This is a genomic window from Bacteroidota bacterium, from assembly GCA_016718825.1.
Taxonomy (GTDB): domain Bacteria; phylum Bacteroidota; class Bacteroidia; order J057; family JADKCL01; genus JADKCL01.
In genome coordinates this window covers 69,488-87,932 of the sequence record JADKCL010000011.1, presented here as the reverse complement: position 1 = coordinate 87,932, position 18,445 = coordinate 69,488, and the positions used below count along the sequence as shown (strand labels likewise).

Genomic DNA, 18,445 nt, shown 5'->3' with positions numbered 1-18,445 from the left:
GCTGGGGCTTTTCACTTTTCACAAATGATAGGAGCCGTTCAATGCCGCTGCTAGACGCCAAGCCTGACCGCCGCCTTTCACTTTTCACTTTTCACTTACCCCGGTTGGGATATTTTGATGCTTGCTTCTTCAAAAAGGAGTCTTGCATCGGCATCGACCACGCCCTTGTCAAGAACCAATTCGCAGATTTTACCGCCGAGTTTGTTGCGGATGCGCTTGTAGAGTTTGCGGTTGGATGTGCTGTATTTCAGCCTGTTCATGATCGGATCTTTTTTGCCGGCGGCTTTGGCGTCGTCGCGTTTGCGCACGACCTCCATGGCCAAGGTGATCGCTTTGCGCCCTTTTTCAGGAACGTCGATCAATTCCGGAAGCAGATCGTAGAGCATGCGCAGTCCAGTAGGATCCAGCAGAGCCATTTCTGGTTTGATCAACGTATATCCAGCCCCGCGAAGGTCTTGCGCCGGGCGAATCCACCAAGCCACACGGTTAAAAATTGCTGCAAATCCGAATGCACGCCAAAGTAGGCGGTCGGGCGCGATGCTCGTGAGGAGATTTTTTGCTTGTGCGTTGAGGAGCGCTTTTTCCGCCTGGTCCACAGCGGCCATCCATTGTTCCATTTTGACCTGTGTGGCCTTTCCTTCAGGCTCCAGCAGAATGGCACAGAGGTGTTGCGGCAACATCGCCCCCTTCATCGCTTTGAGTTCATTGGCTTCCTCGCGCCACGCAGCCTTGCCCAAAGTAACTACGCGATCATAGGTTACGATCTTTTCCGGATCCAACGCATCGACATCGTCTTCGCCGATCACGACGCCCAGAAGTTGCTCCTTCATTTCCTTGAATTCGCCGTAGGCCAAAAACTGCGCCGCGCTGTCGACAAACAACAACCGGAAATGGTAGCGGTGCGCGAGTTGGTCAATTTCTTCGGTGGAAAAATTGTGTGGAATGGTCACATTGATCGCCCCAAGGAACTGCAAAGCAATCTGCAAGACGTGGTAGCGCATGCCCGGGTGGGCAATAACGCCCACGTGGTCGCCCTTGCGCAAGCCTCTGCGCATGAGATAACCTGCAGCGCAATGCGCTTGTGCATGCACATCCTTAAAGGAGGTTGGCTGATACTTGCCAGCCTGCCATTCGTGCAAACAGGGCAATTCGGCGTTTTGAGCAGGCATGAGCCTTTCCCAAAACTTTTTGATCATCGGCGATTGTGCTTCCAATACCTTTCCAGTCGGAGTCGTGATATTTACCGGAGAATCCATTTTTTTTACCTAGCCTGCAAAATTAATGAAAGTCTATCCCCGTCAATCCCGTATCTATGTTGATAGTGTTGAAAACGCATAATTCCTTAAACATTCGTTTGCAGCCGACGTTAAATCCGGCAATATGATGAAGCAGCGGTATCACATACATATTCTTCTTTTTCTTGTGACCGTGTTCACGACGATGGTGGCAGGGGCCGAATTGATCAGTGCGAAATCGATCATTTGGCCGTTCAACTTGTCGTTCTTGGAGGCTTTGCCGGGCCTATGGGGCAGGCTGAAGGACGGAATCTGGCAAGGGGCGCCCTTTTCTTTCTCGTTTTTGCTTTTCCTCACCGTTCACGAATTCGGCCACTACCTCACCGCGGTGTACCACAAAGTGCGCTGCACCCTACCTTATTATATTCCGATTTACATCCCGATGATGCCCGTCAACATCGGAAGCTTCGGGGCCGTCATCCGGATCAAAGAGGTGCCGTCGAGCCGCAGAAAGTATTTTGACATCGGTGTTGCGGGGCCATTGGCAGGTTTTGTGGTAGCAGTAGGCCTGCTGATTTATGGATTTACGCATTTGCCCCCGATGGAGCCGACGGTCTTGGGAATACACCCGGACTACCAGCAAGTTTTTGGCGGAGTTCCGACGGAGGCAGAGATGGCAAACGCGCCGGGTGTTCTGCGTTTTGGCGGAAGCCTGCTTTACGAGTTGCTGCACAGGCTCTTCGCTTCCGATGTCAATATGCCGCCCAGCTTCGAAATCGCGCATTATCCGTACCTCTTTGTCGGATTTCTCACCCTCTTTTTTACCGCCTTGAACCTCCTCCCAATCGGTCAGCTTGACGGCGGTCACGTCACTTACGGGCTTTTTGGAGGGCGCATTGCTGGAATCATCAGCCGTGTAGCTGTGCTCTGCCTGCTCCTCGTCGGAGGCGTGGGAATGTTTACTTTACAGGATGTGCAATTGCTGTTTTCCGGGCTGATTTGGTACGATGTCCTCAGTCAAATCGCACTAACACTTCTATATTTTGCTTTTTTGTACTATGTTTTAGGTAGAATTTTTGCCGGAAAAAAGTGGCAATGGCTGGTCATGGCAACCATACTTTTATCAGGTTTACAATTTGTACTTGCACTCGGTTTTGGCCCCGTTTTGCCCAATGTAATTTGGCTTTTGTATGCCGGAATGGCGGTGCGTTTGATCGGTCTGGACCACCCTGTTGCGCCTGACAATACCCCCTTGACAACACGGCAGAAAATTATGGGTTGGGCGGCTATCCTCATCTTTATTTTGTGCTTTTCTCCGAATCCGATCACACTCACCTGATCACCAAGGAAAGTGTGTCAATACATTGATCAAGAAAGGCTTGGCCTCGGCTTAAAGCTGAATATTCCTAATGTGCAAAACCCAATTCGGCCAAATTTCACAACTGCCTACGATTGGAGATATGCAAGGAAAACTTGTGGTGAACATGTCGTTAAATTCGTATCAACAGCCCAATCTCCTGTTTTTTAGACGCTTAAATTTTATGCATGATTTTCTGTTGAAAAGTCCAGCGGCGTTTTAGTCTGTGGCTGCTTAAACTTGTAGTCCAGTCGCAACAATTCTTACTTGGTATTGTCTGTGGACACCACATTTTGGACCTGCACGCTGCCCCGCGTCGCAGATGCCTAGGGAGGATTGTCGGCTGTATTTGGAATTATTGTTTGCTGTACCCGTTTGTAAAGTTTTATTTATCGCCCGAAGACCAATGGAGCCCTTACTCAAAGAAAATCGCGACCGTTTTGTGCTGTTCCCCATCAAACACGATGAGATTTGGCGCATGTACAAACAAGCCGAGGCAAGTTTCTGGACTGCCGAAGAAATCGACCTTTCTGCCGACCATGCCGACTGGGCGAAACTCGATGACAACGAGCGCCACTTTGTGAAACACGTGCTCGCTTTTTTTGCTGCAAGTGACGGCATCGTGAACGAAAATCTTGCCGAGCGTTTTCTTTCCGAGGTACAGGTTCCAGAGGCCCGTTGCTTCTACGGATTTCAAATCGCAATTGAAAATATCCATAGCGAGACCTATAGTCTCCTCATCGATACTTATATCAAGGACGACAAGGAAAAGGACCATTTGTTCCATGCCTTGGACAACGTGCCTTGTGTAAAGAAAAAGGCCGAGTGGGCGATGCGTTGGATCGGTAGTGATGCAACGTTTGCTGAAAGGCTTGTGGCATTTGCAGCTGTTGAGGGGATTTTCTTCAGCGGTAGCTTCTGCTCCATCTTCTGGCTGAAGAAGCGTGGTTTGATGCCAGGCCTGACCTTCAGCAATGAGTTGATCAGCCGCGACGAAGGGCTGCATTGTGATTTTGCCTGTTTGCTTTACAGCATGCTGGAAACAAAAATGGAAGAGTGGCGCATCCGTGAGATCATCATGGAAGCAGTCGGGATTGAGAAGGAGTTTGTGATGGAGGCCTTGCCTGTTTCGCTGATTGGCATGAACGCTGTCCTGATGGGACAGTACATTGAGTTTGTAGCCGACCGCCTGTTGGTTACCCTTGGTTATTCAAAAGCCTACGGAACCCCCAATCCTTTTGACTGGATGGACCTGATTTCCCTCCAAGGCAAAACCAATTTCTTTGAGAAGCGTGTCGCCGAGTATCAGAAGGCCGGTGTCATGAGCAAGAAGGAGGATCAGGTATTCAGCCTCAACGAAGATTTCTAAGTATTCCCAATCACCCCCATATTTGTTTTAGTCCCTCGTATTAATCCTCGACCACCATGTTTGTAACGAAAAGAAACGGAAAAAGGGAGGCAGTGAAGTTTGACAAGATCACTGCCCGCATCAAAAAGCTGGTTTATGGCTTGGATGCCAATTATGTAGATCCGGTCGAAGTGACCAAAAAGGTCATTGACGGCGTCTATGACAATGTCGAAACCACCGAGATCGACAACCTCGCCGCCGAAACAGCGGCTTCCATGACCACCAAGCATCCGGACTACGCCATTTTGGCTGCCCGCATCGCGATTTCCAACCTCCACAAAGAGACTGGAAAATCCTTTTCGGAGACCATCGAGAAGCTTTACAACTATGTGGATCCCAAAACCGGTGAAGCTGCGGGCTTGATCGGCGAGGAAACCTACAACATCGTGATGGAAAATGCCGACTTGCTCGACAGCACCATCATCTATGACCGCGACTACAATTTTGACTATTTCGGGTTCAAGACACTCGAGCGCAGCTATCTCCTGAAAATGGAAGGCGAAGTGGTCGAGCGGCCGCAACACATGCTCATGCGTGTTTCGGTCGGTATCCATGGCCGCGATCTGGAAGCTGCCATCGAGACCTACAACTTGATGAGTGAAAAATGGTTTGTGCATGCCACACCAACACTTTTCAATGCAGGAACTCCAAAGCCACAGCTTTCGAGCTGCTTCTTGCTGACCATGCAAGATGACAGCATCGCAGGCATCTTCGGAACGTTGAAGCAATGCGCCGAGATTTCCCAAAGCGCTGGCGGAATCGGCCTGAGCCTTCACAACATTCGTGCGACGGGTTCCTATATCAAAGGCACCAATGGAACAAGCAATGGTATCGTACCGATGCTGCGCGTGTTCAACGATACTGCCCGTTATGTGGACCAAGGCGGTGGCAAGCGCAAAGGCGCATTCGCCATGTACCTGGAGCCTTGGCATGCTGACGTGTTTGACTTCCTCGACCTGAAGAAAAACCACGGCAAGGAAGAAAACCGCGCCCGTGACCTTTTCTTTGCCCTCTGGATTCCTGACCTTTTCATGCAGCGCGTGAAAGACGGTGGAGATTGGTCGCTATTCTGCCCCAATGAAGCGCCGGGTCTTTATGATTGCTGGGGTGCTGATTTTGAGAAGTTGTACCATCGCTACGAAGCTGAAGGCCGCGCACGCCGCGTCGTGAAGGCTCAAGAACTTTGGTTCAAAATCATGGAGAGCCAAATCGAAACCGGCACTCCTTATATGTTGTACAAGGATGCCTGCAACGGAAAGAGCAATCAGCAAAATCTGGGCACGATTCGTAGCAGCAATCTTTGCACGGAAGTGGTGGAATACACTGCCCCCGATGAAGTTGCCGTTTGTAACCTCGCCTCGATCGCACTCAATCAGTTCGTCAGCGGCGGCAAATTTGACCATCAGCGCCTGTATGAGATCACCAAGGTGATCACACGCAACCTGAACAAGGTGATCGATGTCAACTTCTATCCGGTTCCTGAGGCCAAGAAAAGCAACATGCGCCACAGGCCAATCGGTATCGGTGTTCAAGGCTTGGCGGATGCTTTCATCCTGATGCGCATGCCTTTTGACAGCGAAGAAGCGCGGGTCTTGAACCGCGAAATTTTTGAAACGATTTATTTCGGAGCCATGGAAGCATCCATGGAGCTTGCCGAACGTGACGGCGCCTACGAAACCTACGAGGGTTCGCCGGCAAGCAAGGGCATCCTGCAATTTGACATGTGGGGCGTGGAGCCAAGCCTGCGCTGGGATTGGTACACACTCAAAGCGAAGATGCAGAAGTTTGGTATCCGCAACAGCCTTCTTGTTGCACCGATGCCGACTGCGAGCACATCGCAAATCTTGGGCAACAACGAGTGCTTTGAGCCTTATACCAGCAACATCTACAGTCGCCGTGTGCTGAGCGGAGAATTCATCGTGGTCAACAAGCACTTGCTCAAAGACCTGATTGCACTTGGGCTCTGGAACGACAATATGAAAAACAGGCTGCTCGCAGCCAATGGTTCGATCCAAGGCTTTGAGGAGATCCCTGCCCATATCCGGGAGCTTTACAAGACTGCTTGGGAAATCAAGCAAAAGTCGATTGTGGATATGGCCGCCGACCGTGGTGCATTCATTTGCCAAAGCCAAAGCATGAACGTCTTCATGCAAGACGCCAACTTTGGCAAGCTCACGTCCATGCACTTCTATGCCTGGGAGAAGGGGCTCAAAACGGGGATGTACTATCTCCGCACGAAGTCGGCCGCTGACGCCATCAAGTTTACCGTCGATGCAGAGATGATGCGTGATAAAAAAGAAAAGGACCGCGACACTGCCTTTGCCGAAATCAGCTGCTCATTGGAGAATCCAGATGAGTGCATGGTTTGTAGTGCCTGAGTTTTTGACGCATAAAGGATTTTTGGACATCCCAAGCATTGAAAAATGTTTGGGATGTTTGCATTTTGATGTATTGACGCCAAGCAGGTCGGGCATTTTTGACTTGACGGCATTCCGTTTCCCCTTGTTGCCGCTCTGATGGAGCCGCTTGGTGTTCTTAAAATGTCGGAAGGCGCTCAAAATTTTTACAAAGAGTGCATTTTCTTTCATGCTAATTCCGGTTGGTGATTTCAGTGGACTTTGCGGGGTGCCAACTGCCGCGCTCCTATTGGGATAAGTTGATCCCTTTGGGTTATGATGGGTCACATTGCCAAATTGGGGCCATTTTTCGCTTGTGAGCCGGACCAAGTTTGCCGTTGATCAGTGATCCTTCATGCCCTTGCTTATCTTCCTAAGAAAGGCGGCCATGGCGTTGATGATTTGCGCCAGATACCAGAGGTTTCGGTGATCCAAAACACAGTCAACGTCCGTAGATGGATTGATCTGAGTTTGAGAATATGCAGCGTATGAATCCATGTTCAGTTTTAAAGTTTGTACCTTCTCTAAGGTGGCTTTTTCCAAATATTTTTCTTGCCGTTTTTGGAGGGACCCTGCATTTCGCCTTCTGGAGGGATATTTGGAGGGTAAAAAATATTTTTTGCGACAAAAGCACCACAAATCTTGCATCTTGTTCTTACACATGCAATATTTGAATTAGGGATCGCTGCGATGTACGTATGGGTCCTGATCAGTCAACAGTTTTAAAATTCAAAATAGGTATTGTATGAAATTCTTTCAACGATCAACAGTACTGTTACTCGCAATGGCTATGATGCTTTTTGCCTGTAGCCCTGATAACATCGGCCCTTCGGAGGGCCGCAATGGCGAGCCAAACTTGGCAGGCTCCGCCAGCGACCCACACCCGGTTTTGGATACCGTTTGTCAAAAAGCAGATACGATGTTCTTGGTCCGTGAAGATGACGGTTCGCCAGTGATCAATAAATGCTATGGCCCTGCTGGACCACGTGCCTGTTTCCCATCTGAAATTCGTCCTTGGGGATACTTGGAGATGTTGGAAGGCTACTATGGTGACTCCAATTACATCGATTGCAACTTCACGATGGCGCCAGGTTGGTTTTGCAACCGCAACGACTGGGAGTTCAGCATTGCCTCCAATTTCCAATTTGACCAGAATGGTATTCCACTTGTGACATCTGACTGGGCTTCCAGCAACGTGATTCCCAATCAAAATCGCTGGCAGTTGCGCATTAGCACGACGATCCTTCCAGACCCTTGTTATGACGTTGCCTTGCGTGTTGGCGCCAACAAGTTGAATCTCTTTGGAGCAGTCGTCCCAGGATCCTACACGGTGCTTTGGGGCAAAAACCGCAACTGGAATGTCCAGGGCAACCCTGCGCAGTCGATCTCCCCATGGTTGCAGCGCTTCTGCCCATTGCGTTGCCGCGAACAGGCACCGATTCCGGTTGATAGCTCCTGCGTTGCTTTCTATTCGGGCATTTCGCAACTGGCTTGTACCAATATCGCCGCCAATACCACTGGTTTGAGCGGAACGCTTTCCTATGAGTGGTCCACCGGCGCAACGACATCTTCTATTAGTGTTTGCCCAACTGCGACTACCGACTATTCGGTGACGATCAGCAGCAATGGTGCGCCTGTTTTGATCAACTTGATCACGGTCAATTACGTGGACGCAGCTTGTGGAAACGGTAATGGCAATAATGGTATACACAAAGTTTGGGTATGCCACGTTCCTCCAGGAAACCCAAGCAATGTTCAGGACATCTGTATTGATTGGAGTGCTTTGCCAGCGCATATTGAACGGTTCCGTGCCCCGGGCAGTAACCCTAACCAAGGTCACGACTCAGGCTGTGAAATCGGCCGCTGCGGTTCCAATCCTTGCCTCTAATAGGGAAAGGAGGCAGCAAAAAAAGGGGGGAGGGCAGCAATGCCCTCCCCCTTTTTTTTGTGTTAGCGTTTTAGCCGATTGTCTCCTGAATCTTGTGTGCGTTTGCCATTGTACTGATTGGGTTGCCTTCTTTATTCATGAAAATGTGAAACCCCGTTCCTCTGGAATTGGTAAAATTTTTCGGTGATGAAGGCAGCAGTCCTGGGCTTCGATGTTTTCTGCTTTTGCATTGACATTGTTCTAGCAAACGATTTTGGTTCTTTGGTTTCAAATGAGAGGGGCATTGAATTTTAAGGCTTTTCAAATCGCCAAGCCACCGCTTCTGCATATTACTAATCGGTGCGCGTCACGGTTTTAGCGTGGAAAAAATCACTCAATTCGTACACGTTTTGGAACGAGATAATGTGACATTTTTCCTGATATCGATTCCACTGTTCTTTTAGGCGGGTCTGTTTATCCTCGAATTTGGGCTGTTTTAACAAACTCCACGAGAGGATACGTGGCGTGGCGTGAAACAACATAGCATCTGAAATATTTTAAATCGTACATACATTATTTGCACAATCTGAAAAACCTTACATGCGGTTTTTGGGCTTGGCACCAATTCTGGATCTCAAAAACCGCCTTTTGGACCTTATGCTTCGTTGGTGAGAATTGTTTTTCGACAAAAAGATCAAATTTCTTGCATCTGAATTTTTTTCCTGCAATCTTTGAATTGCGGCTCCTGCTAGAGGTTCTGGGGTACGCTTTTCAGTCAACAATTATCAATTAACTACTAAAGAGGTAGAGGTATGAAATTCATCAGAAAGTCAACAATGTTAATACTTGCGATGGGCATGTTGCTCTTCGCTTGTAATCCAGACAATGTCGCTCCAACAGAGAATGGCAACGGGAATCCAAGCCTTGCAGGTGCAGTTGGTGATCCGCACCCCGTCTTGGATACCATCTGTCAGACAGCCGATACGATGTTTCTTGTTCGCGAGGACAATGGATCGGAGTTCATCGACAAATGCTACGGACCTGCTGGTCCTCGTCCTTGTAACACAACGGAATCAGCAATGCGTTGGGGTTATTTGAACATGTTGGAAGGCTACCTGAACGATACCGGTTACATCGACTGTAACTTCACCATGGCTCCAGGATGGTTCTGTGACCAAAACAACTGGGAGTTCAGCATTGCATCTGCATTCCAGTTTGATCAGAACGGCATTCCACTCGTCACAAACGACTGGAGCGCTAACATCGTTGCACCTGCTGCCAACCGCTGGCAGTTGAGGATCGCCACCACGGTGCTTCCTGACCCATGCTATGCAGTAGCATTGCGTGTAGGTGCGATCAAATTGAATCTTTTCGGTGCAGTAGTTGCTGGTTCGCAAACAACCCTTTGGGGTCGTAACCGCAATTGGAACGTTACTGGCCACCCAGCAAATTCGCCATCACCATGGTTGCAGAGCCTTTGCCCATTGCGTTGTTTGGATGGCCCAGAGGAACCACCGATGGACACGACACGCATCTGTGAAGTGGTCTACACTGGCCTTACCTGCACTGGCAATACCTTGAACTCAACTGTATTGCACCCAACAACCTCCGAAACCGGCGTGATCACTTACGCTTGGAGCAACGGTGCAACCACACAAGATCTTACGGTGAGCCCAACGGTTACCACTGATTACACAGTCGTCATCAGTGTCGATGGCGTTCCAACGCACGTGGTGATTTTCACTGTGAACGTAATTGACGTTTCCTGCACAATCACCCAAGGTGGTGGTGGCAATGGCGGCGGTGGCAATGGTGGTGGAAATGGCGGCAGCGGCGGTTCTGGATCAGGCAATGGTGGTTCCGGTTCCGGGAATGGTAGCGGCGGTTCCGGTAGCCATCATCCAGGGTGCAACCACAACCACAACAACAACAGCAACTGCAATGGTGGCAATCACCAGCATGGCTGCAACGCACAGCATAGCGGCAACAATAACAATTGTAACAACCGTGGCCACGGTCGTGGTTGTTCGGGCAGTCATGCCAACAATCGTTCTTGCAATGGTGGCCACACTCGCGGATGCCGTGGTACACACAGCACCAACCAAACGTGCCAAACCAATAGCGGTCACCGCAACAATTGCACCGGTCAGCACAATGGAAACACATGCAACACTGGTTTGCAGCATGCACAAGGTTGTAATGGAAACCACCACGCCTATCGTGGTTGTAACACCAACAACAATGGTAACGGCGGCAGCGGTTCAGGTTCAGGTTCTGGTCACGGCGGCAGCGGCTCCGGCTCCGGCAATGGCGGGAATTGTGGAAATGGCGGCGGCGGCAACGGCGGCGGCGGCAATACCACCACTATCCCAGGCGTAAAAGTATGCCACGTTCCCCCAGGAAACCCTGGCGGTGCAACCACGGTTTGCGTACCTTATAGCCAACTTGCTCAGCACGTGACCGGCGTTTGCCCAACCAACAATGGTGGCGGCGGCAATAGCGGTGGCGGCGGCAACGGTGGTTCCGGTTCAGGAAATGGTTCTGGTAGCGGTTCTGGTTCTGGTAACGGATCCGGCCACGGCTGGGGCGGCTCTGGTTCTGGCAACGGCGGCTCTGGCTCCGGTAGCGGTGGTGGCAATGGCCATGGCTGCGGCGGTCACACCAACAACTGTAATGGTCACCACCAAGGTGGCAACTGCAACAACGGCCACAGCGGCAGCGGCAGCGGTGGTAGCGGCAGCGGCCATGGTAGCGGCCAAGGCAGCGGTAGCGGTGGCCATGGAAGTGGCTCCAATGCACACGGCCATGGTTCAAACCACGGTGGCGGTTGCCAAGGCAATCAAGGCGGTGGTCACCCAGGTGACATGATCGGTGCTTGCAACAGCAACCCTTGCCTCTAATTCTTTCTGAATTCAGAGACTGAAATTACCACGGGCCGCATCATTGTATGCGGCCCGTGTTTTTTCTGTCGACATGCTTTATGCTGATTCCCCCGTACAGAACCCTGATTGTGAAGCCCAGCGTTGATTTTGGTAAACCAACCCCCGTGTCGTTTGCCAGCGATTTCAAGAAGAATTAATTTCGGATGATGAAGATCAGAAGTCTCAATCCTTTTTTGTTGGTGTTGATCACCGCCTGCACCTTTTTTCATGGTAGGTCCCAGACCTTCACAGGTGTCGGGGGTCAGCTCAAGGACGACGGAACGCTCAATATTTTTCCGTTAAAAATTGCCGGCCTGCCGACTGCGCTCGACCAAAAGTTTGGTTTGGAGAAGATTTGTGTCAACATCCAACACACGTGGGATGCTGATGTGAGCATTTACCTGATCGCACCCGATGGCGCTGTTGCAGAATTGAATCGCCGCAACGGCGACGGCGGCAACAATTTCACCGACTGCTGTTTTAGCCAAGATGCTGAAGTCAGTATCAATGAGGGTGAGGCCCCTTTCACAGGAACCTATCGCCCAGAAATTGCATTCGGAGGCCTCAACAATGGACAAAACCCTAACGGAACTTGGAAATTGGCCATTTTGGATATCGAACCGGAGGAAGAGACGGGCAAAGTGCTCAATTGGAAATTGGTTTTTGGAAAGAATCCTGCAAAGCCTTATTTCTTGGCAGAGAGCAGTTTGCCAATCGTGGTCATCAAAAGCCAAGGCGAGGTCGTCCGAGATGAGCCTAAGTCAAAAGTTCGAATCGGAATCATCGATAACGGTACTGGCAACTTGAATCATCCCCAAGATCCATGGAATGGATTCGATGGATTTGCAGGGATGGAGTATCGTGGAAGAAGTTCGCAGCGACATTCCAAAATGTCATTTGCCATTGAAACGCGTGATTCTCTTGGAGAAAAGCCAAAGAGTGCAAAGCTGCTTGACCTGCCCAAGGAGTCCGAATTCGTGCTCACCGCCAATTTTTCAGACAAGTCGCTGCTCCGAAACTTTCTTGCCTACGATATTTTCGGGAAAATGGGCCATTATTCGCCAAGAGTCCGTTTTGTAGATCTTGTGATGGATGGCGAATACCGCGGCATCTACTTGTTGGGTGAAAAGATCAAGCGTGGCAACAAGCGTGTTGACATTGCCAAGCTCGACAAAGACGACAATGCTGGAGATAGTTTGACGGGGGGCTATATCATCAAGACGGATTGGAAGCAAGGAGCGAATAACGATGGATGGGAATCCCAATTTTACCCCATGCGCTCGGATGAGCTCCAATATTGGCTTTTTCATTACCCCGAATCCGACGACATTACGGATCCTCAGCGCGCCTACATTCACGCCTACGTCGATAGTTTTGAGCTCGCTTGTAACAAGGGGCTGACCGATGAAAAGGGTGGCTATCCCCACTTTATTGATGTGCCAAGTTTTATTGATGTGATGATCGTCGCCGAATTGGCCAAGAATGTCGATGCCTTCTGGTTGAGTTCATACTATTATAAGGACAGGAACAGCAAAGGAGGAAAACTGCATGCTGGCCCAATTTGGGACTATGACCTGGGTTTTGGCAACTTTGAACACCACTATGGCTATTCACCCAGCGGTTGGCACTGGGAAGAGTATGGCACAACTTCAGACAAAACACCATTTTGGTGGGATTTTTTGGCAAGGGATCCTGCGTTTCAGAATCAAATGAAATGCAGGTGGCTCGAATTGCGAAAGGGCATTTTGAGCCAGGAAAGGTTGTTTGCGGTGATTGATTCGGCTGCGGCAAGCATCAATGATTCGCAACAGGAAAACTTTCAGGTTTGGCAAATTTTGGGAGAATACGTGTGGCCCAATGCCAAACCTTATGAACCCGATTATGAAGGAGAGGTGCGTAGGATCAAGTACTGGTTGGTGACGCGCATGGCTTGGATGGACGCATTCATGCCGGGTACTTGCAAATAGGCCTCTCGTGTGCGGGATCAAATTTCTTTGAAAGGCATTCGACAAGATTTTTGTAATATCACGCTTGCAATTCAGCAAGATGAAACGCCACCCCCTGGTTTTTTTCGTTTGTACATTGGTTGGTCTGTTGACCCTAGGTGGTTGCGGCTCCTTGGAGCGCTCAGACGCCAATGAAGCAAAGCCTTCGGAAGATAGCTTGGTTACCCGCTTCTGTGGTGATGCCGAACTTCTCAATGTAAACGGAGCGAACGATCGGTCGATTGGCGTGCTGGAGCTGCAAAATGATTCGGCTTTTCTGTGGATTACCTTGAATCCTGCATCGGGGATGAAGCTGAAGTCCTTGTCTGCATTTGTCGGAGACTACCATCAAGCTCCAAGAAGAGCTACCGGAGAGAGTATCTACGAAGAGTTTCCAATTCAGGCAAATGAATTTCCAAATGGGGGATCCTGGGCAGCGCGGATTCCGTTGGATGAACTGGAGGAATGTGCGTTTGTTGCCCTTCAGTTTTCCGTACAGTCGCCTGCCGGCATTTTGGTCGGCGAATTGCTTTCCGGCACAGGCCAACAAATTTCTTCCGGTGTCGAGTATTGCATGCGGCGATGTGATCACCGCGCAAGCACGTGCCGGCTAGATGATCCTGCACTTTTACCACGCACCGTCCCGCAAACACAGTGGTCGAGCGATGCAAGTTTGGGCGATCAACTGCGTGCCGCTTTCGAAGTGAGGTATCCGAATGGGCTTACGATTGGTTGCAACCATCAGATTCAATTTGCGACAGCCGGGGACCTGCTTGCTAGCCTCCCGATGAATGGAAAGCCGCAACCACTGACTACCACAGACCTCGCCGTTAAGGCTGGAAAGGTAGACAACCAACTTGCAGGCGAATTGCTCACCTTGGATTTGGCAATTCAAATGGATGCACATCTGCCCGATTTTTCCACCGGGCTTGTGCCATTGTATGCCTTGGAAATCACGCGTGGAGCATTTGAGGGATGGACCTTGGCAGAATTGCAAAAAGAAGGCAACATCGTGCTTGGTGCATGCACGAGCAATTTTACTCCAGAACAAATTGCTGAGGTGCTGCATGAAGTGAATGAAAACTTCGTGAAGGGAATGCCTGCGGGAAATGTTTTGCGATGCAAGATTCAATAGCCGCTGAATGGGAAGCCCCAAGGGACAAGGATAAAAAGATGATTAACCACTATGGACTTTCAGGAATTTCTGCGCAAGAAAAAGATTGATCCAATTCGATTTGGGGCACAGAATCCCAAACTTTTCCAGCGAATTGCCAAAGAGTTTGAGGGTGGTGGCGAAATGATCGTGGAGCATGGCAAGAAGTTTTTCTGGAATGACCTCCGTATCGAATTTCCATTGGACAGTGTACAATTGCAGGAAGATTGATATATTTAGCATGCTCTAAACGAAGGACTGAATGGCTATGAACTGTGTGATCGTCGACGATGACTCGCTTTCGGTAAGATTGCTTGAAGGACTCATTGCCCAAACCGAATCCCTTGTCCATACAAGGTCCTTTTCCAGTGCTGTAGAAGCAGTGAACTTTCTTCGTGAAAACGCGGTGGACATCCTTTTTTTGGATGTGGAGATGCCAGGGATGACCGGGCTCGAGCTTCTTGGCGCGCTGGAGACAAAACCTGCCGTGATCTTGGTTTCGAGCAAGGCGGAGTATGCCGTGGATGGTTTTCAGTTTGATGTCGAAGACTTTTTACTGAAACCACTGACCTATGCGCGCTTTCTCAAAGCCGTGAAAAAGGTCGAAGACAAATTTAATCAAGACCAAGCTGTTCAGTTTAAGGGCGATTACGTGTTTGTAAAGTCAGATACGGCACTAGTGAAAGTCGATATCCGGCAACTAATGTGGGTGGAGGCACTTGCTGACTATGTCGCACTTGTCACCAAAGAAAAAAAATATGTTTGTCACTCTACAATGAAGTCCATCGAATCCAAGCTGCCGGCGGACCAATTTGTGCGCGTTCATCGCTCCTATATTGTAAGAATTGATCAAATCGATGCCATCGAAGACAAAACTGTATCGGTTGGCAAGAAAATTATTCCGGTGGGCGGCACTTACCGTGACAGCCTGATGAATCGCCTTAACTTGATCTAAACCGATCACCTAAATTTTCACTTGACAATTGTTGCACTCCAACGAGGGGTTACCGTTGGCATTTTTTGCAAGTCTAGTCGGGTGAATGATTTGTGTGCGAGAGTGGCCAATTATCTTACAACAAATTCGCATCGCAGGACTCCCCGTCTTTTCGAATTTTACGCCCGATTCGACACACATCTAGGCTCTTTTTCAATTTGGGTCCACCTTTTTCGCCGAAATCATCAAATTTTCGTTGGTCCCGCATTTTTATTTTGCAAAACAGGGCTTATTTCTTGCATGGGTGTGTGCTGGTTTTTATATTTGTTTGTGTATGATAGAGAGCATGGGGTTGTAACACTGAGTGGGACATTTCACTAAGACCCTTCATGGAAAAATTACGGCGGAGGGAAATGGGCATTCTCTTTTCCAATTCCGACGACCAGTCCAACCCACTTACTAAACTTTAGTCCCCGCGAGGCCCCGATTGGGCCTCGCATCCTTTTAGTTCACGCTTCTCTTATTGGGCGGGCCTCGCTATTTTTGCACCGCCTCGGACAATAGTTCCGGTGCGTCGCGTTTGACACCCTATTTGTTTCCAATGTCTGCAATACCCTATCACACTTTCAGCCTTGACAATGGCCTGAAAGTGATCGTTCACGAAGACCCTTCCATTGCGACGGCAGTCGTCAATATTCTGTACCGTGTTGGTGCCAGGAACGAAACCCCCGACAAAACGGGTTTCGCACACTTGTTTGAGCACCTCATGTTCGGCGGCAGCAAAAACATCCCCAGTTACGACAATCCCTTGCAGATGGTAGGCGGCGAAAACAACGCCTTCACCACCAATGACATTACCAACTATTACCTGACGGTGCCCTCCAACCAATTGGAAACGGGGTTTTGGTTGGAAAGTGACCGCATGCTCGAATTGGACTTTTCCCAGAAAAGCCTCGATGTCCAAAAGAGTGTGGTCATCGAGGAATTTAAGCAGCGTTACCTCAACAAACCCTACGGCGACGCGCACCTCATCTTGCGTGGGCTGCATTATACCACGCATCCTTACCGTTGGCCGACGATCGGAAAGGAAATTTCCCATATCGAAAGCGCGACACTCGAGGATGTGAAGGCATTCTTCTACGGTTACTACGCCCCCAACAATGCCACCATGGTGGTCGCCGGCAATGTGACCGTCGAGCAGGTCAAAGCCCTCACGGAAAAATGGTTCGGGGAAATTCCCCGCAGGGAATTGCTGCATCAGCCTTTGCCCGTCGAGCCGGAGCAGCGCGAAGCAAGGCAGCAAACCGTTTACCGCGATGTTCCTTTCGCTTCCGTCTATAAAATGTACCATATCCCCGCCAAGGACGACCCTGCCTATTTTGCAATTGACATGGTTTCTGACATTCTCAGCAGTGGCAAGGCTGCCCATCTTTACCAACACATGGTCAAAGACAAACAGGTGGCGAGTTCGGTGAGGGCCTTCAGTTGGGGAGCCTATGATCCCGGGGCATTGAGCATCGACGGCACCATTGCCAAGGGGAAAACCGTGGAGGAATACGAAGCGGCACTGCAGGAAGTGCTGGATGGCATGCTCACCGTGCAGGAAGACGAAGTGCAACGGATTAAAAACAGCATCGAAAGCCAGTATGTCATGGACCGTGTGACCTTGCTCAGCAAGGCCATGAACCTCGCCATGTGTGACGCACTGGGTGACATTGAGTTGGCCAATACTTCCCTGGCCAATTACCTGAGCCTCACCCGCGAGGACCTCATTGCTGCCACAAAAAAGTACCTTCGTCCAGACAATTGTTCCACCCTCTATTATCTACCCTCCAATGGCAAATCCAATGCTTGATCGTACGCTTACGCCCGCTGCAGCGCCCCTTGAAAAGATCCTTTTTCCAAAAGTGCGTGTCGCCCATCTCGCCAATGGCATTCCCGTCTACCTGCTGCAGTTTGGTACGCAGGAAATCGTTGAGTTGAACGCCTTGTTTCCTGCTGGCAAAAGCTTTGAAGCAGCGCCGTCCGTGTCTGGGTTCACGGCAAAAATGATGCAAGAAGGGACCCGTAGCCACAACAGCCTTGAATTTGCCAGGGTCTTGGACCGGTTTGGGGCATTTATTCACGTCGAATCGGGCTACGAATCGGCCACCGTCGGCCTGACTTCGCTTGCCAAGCATTTGCAATCCACCGTGCCGCTGTGGGCCGAGATGATTCAGGAGCCTGCATTTCCCGCCGACGAATTGGAAAAAATGCGCGATCGGACCTTGCAACACATGGATGTCGAGGAGCAAAAAACCGCCTATATCGCCCGCAAGGAGTACAATCGGCTGCTGTTCGGAACGCAACATCCTTATGGTGCGCATTCTGGAAAGGACGACATTCGCGCCATTACCCTGGAGCAGTTGAAGGAATTTCATGCCTCCCATTTCCATGTCGCCAATGCAAGCGTGATTGCTACCGGCAGATTTAATGAAGCACAATTGCTGGCATTGTTGGAGGCAACGATTGGCCGTCAGAAGTTGGATTCACCCGATCAAAAAATTTCGCTCTCGGGCTCACATGGCCGATGGGATATGCCAACTGCGGCAACCGGCCTTCATTATTTTGAAAAGCCTGATTCCATGCAGGCGACCATACGTGTAGGGCATCGCGCGTTTCCGCGCAGCCATCCTGACCATTATCCGATGCAGGTCGTGAACACGGTATACGGTGGCTACTTCGGATCGCGCCTGATGAAAAACATCCGCGAAGAAAAAGGCTATACCTACGGTGTTGGTTCAGCTTGGCTGACGATGAAGTACGACGGACTATTTGTCGTACAAACCGATGTCGGCAATCAATATATCCATTCGACCCTCGAAGAGATTCGAAAAGAAATGCTGTTGTTGATCGACAAAGGGTTGCCGCTGTCTGAATTGGACTTGGTGCGCAACTACATGCTCGGAAAGTCCGCGACGGGTCGCGAAACGCCTTCCCAACTGCTCGGTCTGATCCAAAATGCACTGATCAATGACTTCTCATTCGAAGAAATTGACCGGAAGCACGATATCATCATGGCCTTAACACCCGCAGATATCCAGCGGCTTGCAGCGCAGTACCTGCAACCCGATCAATTGCTCGAAGTCGTATGCGGTAAAATGTAATTTGAATTTCGGATTGGCAGCGAAAGGATAGCCAGGAACAGGC

Annotated in this window: 13 protein-coding genes; 11 read left to right on the top strand and 2 right to left on the bottom strand. The window is 50.0% G+C overall.

Annotated features, from left to right (window positions below; genetic code table 11):
- Positions 1-95: 95 nt before the first annotated feature.
- Positions 96-1,256: an AMP-binding protein gene (locus IPN95_14335; GenBank protein MBK9450552.1), complete on the bottom strand. Its 1,161-nt coding sequence runs from the start codon at positions 1,254-1,256 to the stop codon at positions 96-98.
- A 127-nt stretch (positions 1,257-1,383) separates the two neighbouring features.
- Between IPN95_14335 and IPN95_14330 the strand changes: the two genes are divergently transcribed.
- The 3 genes from IPN95_14330 (at position 1,384) to IPN95_14320 (ending at position 6,378) form a co-directional block, all read left to right on the top strand.
- Positions 1,384-2,574 (top strand): site-2 protease family protein, encoded by a 1,191-nt coding sequence (locus IPN95_14330; protein ID MBK9450551.1) that lies wholly within the window; start codon positions 1,384-1,386, stop codon positions 2,572-2,574.
- Positions 2,575-2,998: 424 nt separating this feature from the next.
- Positions 2,999-3,961 (top strand): ribonucleotide-diphosphate reductase subunit beta, encoded by a 963-nt coding sequence (locus tag IPN95_14325; GenBank protein MBK9450550.1) that lies wholly within the window; start codon positions 2,999-3,001, stop codon positions 3,959-3,961.
- A gap of 56 nt (positions 3,962-4,017) precedes the next feature.
- Positions 4,018-6,378: a ribonucleoside-diphosphate reductase subunit alpha gene (locus IPN95_14320; GenBank protein MBK9450549.1), complete on the top strand. Its 2,361-nt coding sequence runs from the start codon at positions 4,018-4,020 to the stop codon at positions 6,376-6,378.
- Positions 6,379-6,738: 360 nt separating this feature from the next.
- Here IPN95_14320 and IPN95_14315 read toward each other — a convergent pair whose 3' ends face one another.
- Positions 6,739-7,044 carry a hypothetical protein gene (locus tag IPN95_14315; protein MBK9450548.1) on the bottom strand — a complete coding sequence of 102 codons (306 nt, stop codon included), beginning with the start codon at positions 7,042-7,044 and terminating at the stop codon, positions 6,739-6,741.
- A gap of 136 nt (positions 7,045-7,180) precedes the next feature.
- On the opposite strand from IPN95_14315, the gene IPN95_14310 reads away from it, so the two are divergent.
- The 8 genes from IPN95_14310 to IPN95_14275 all read left to right on the top strand — a co-directional run bounded on the left by IPN95_14310 (position 7,181) and on the right by IPN95_14275 (position 18,402).
- Positions 7,181-8,284 (top strand): hypothetical protein, encoded by a 1,104-nt coding sequence (locus IPN95_14310; protein MBK9450547.1) that lies wholly within the window; start codon positions 7,181-7,183, stop codon positions 8,282-8,284.
- A gap of 791 nt (positions 8,285-9,075) precedes the next feature.
- Positions 9,076-11,163 (top strand): hypothetical protein, encoded by a 2,088-nt coding sequence (locus IPN95_14305; GenBank protein MBK9450546.1) that lies wholly within the window; start codon positions 9,076-9,078, stop codon positions 11,161-11,163.
- Between the two features lie 188 nt (positions 11,164-11,351).
- Complete coding sequence (locus tag IPN95_14300; protein ID MBK9450545.1) at positions 11,352-13,151, top strand: CotH kinase family protein; 1,800 nt, start codon at positions 11,352-11,354, stop codon at positions 13,149-13,151.
- A gap of 79 nt (positions 13,152-13,230) precedes the next feature.
- Positions 13,231-14,304, top strand: a complete 1,074-nt coding sequence (locus IPN95_14295) for a hypothetical protein (GenBank protein MBK9450544.1) — start codon at positions 13,231-13,233, stop codon at positions 14,302-14,304.
- Between the two features lie 51 nt (positions 14,305-14,355).
- Complete coding sequence (locus tag IPN95_14290; protein MBK9450543.1) at positions 14,356-14,553, top strand: hypothetical protein; 198 nt, start codon at positions 14,356-14,358, stop codon at positions 14,551-14,553.
- Positions 14,554-14,599: 46 nt separating this feature from the next.
- A complete protein-coding gene (locus IPN95_14285; GenBank protein MBK9450542.1) occupies positions 14,600-15,277 on the top strand; it encodes a response regulator transcription factor in 678 nt (225 codons plus the stop codon).
- Between the two features lie 580 nt (positions 15,278-15,857).
- Positions 15,858-17,111, top strand: a complete 1,254-nt coding sequence (locus tag IPN95_14280) for an insulinase family protein (GenBank protein ID MBK9450541.1) — start codon at positions 15,858-15,860, stop codon at positions 17,109-17,111.
- Positions 17,092-18,402 (top strand): insulinase family protein, encoded by a 1,311-nt coding sequence (locus IPN95_14275; GenBank protein MBK9450540.1) that lies wholly within the window; start codon positions 17,092-17,094, stop codon positions 18,400-18,402. Before IPN95_14280 ends, IPN95_14275 begins: the two co-directional genes overlap by 20 nt.
- The last annotated feature ends 43 nt before the right edge of the window (positions 18,403-18,445 follow it).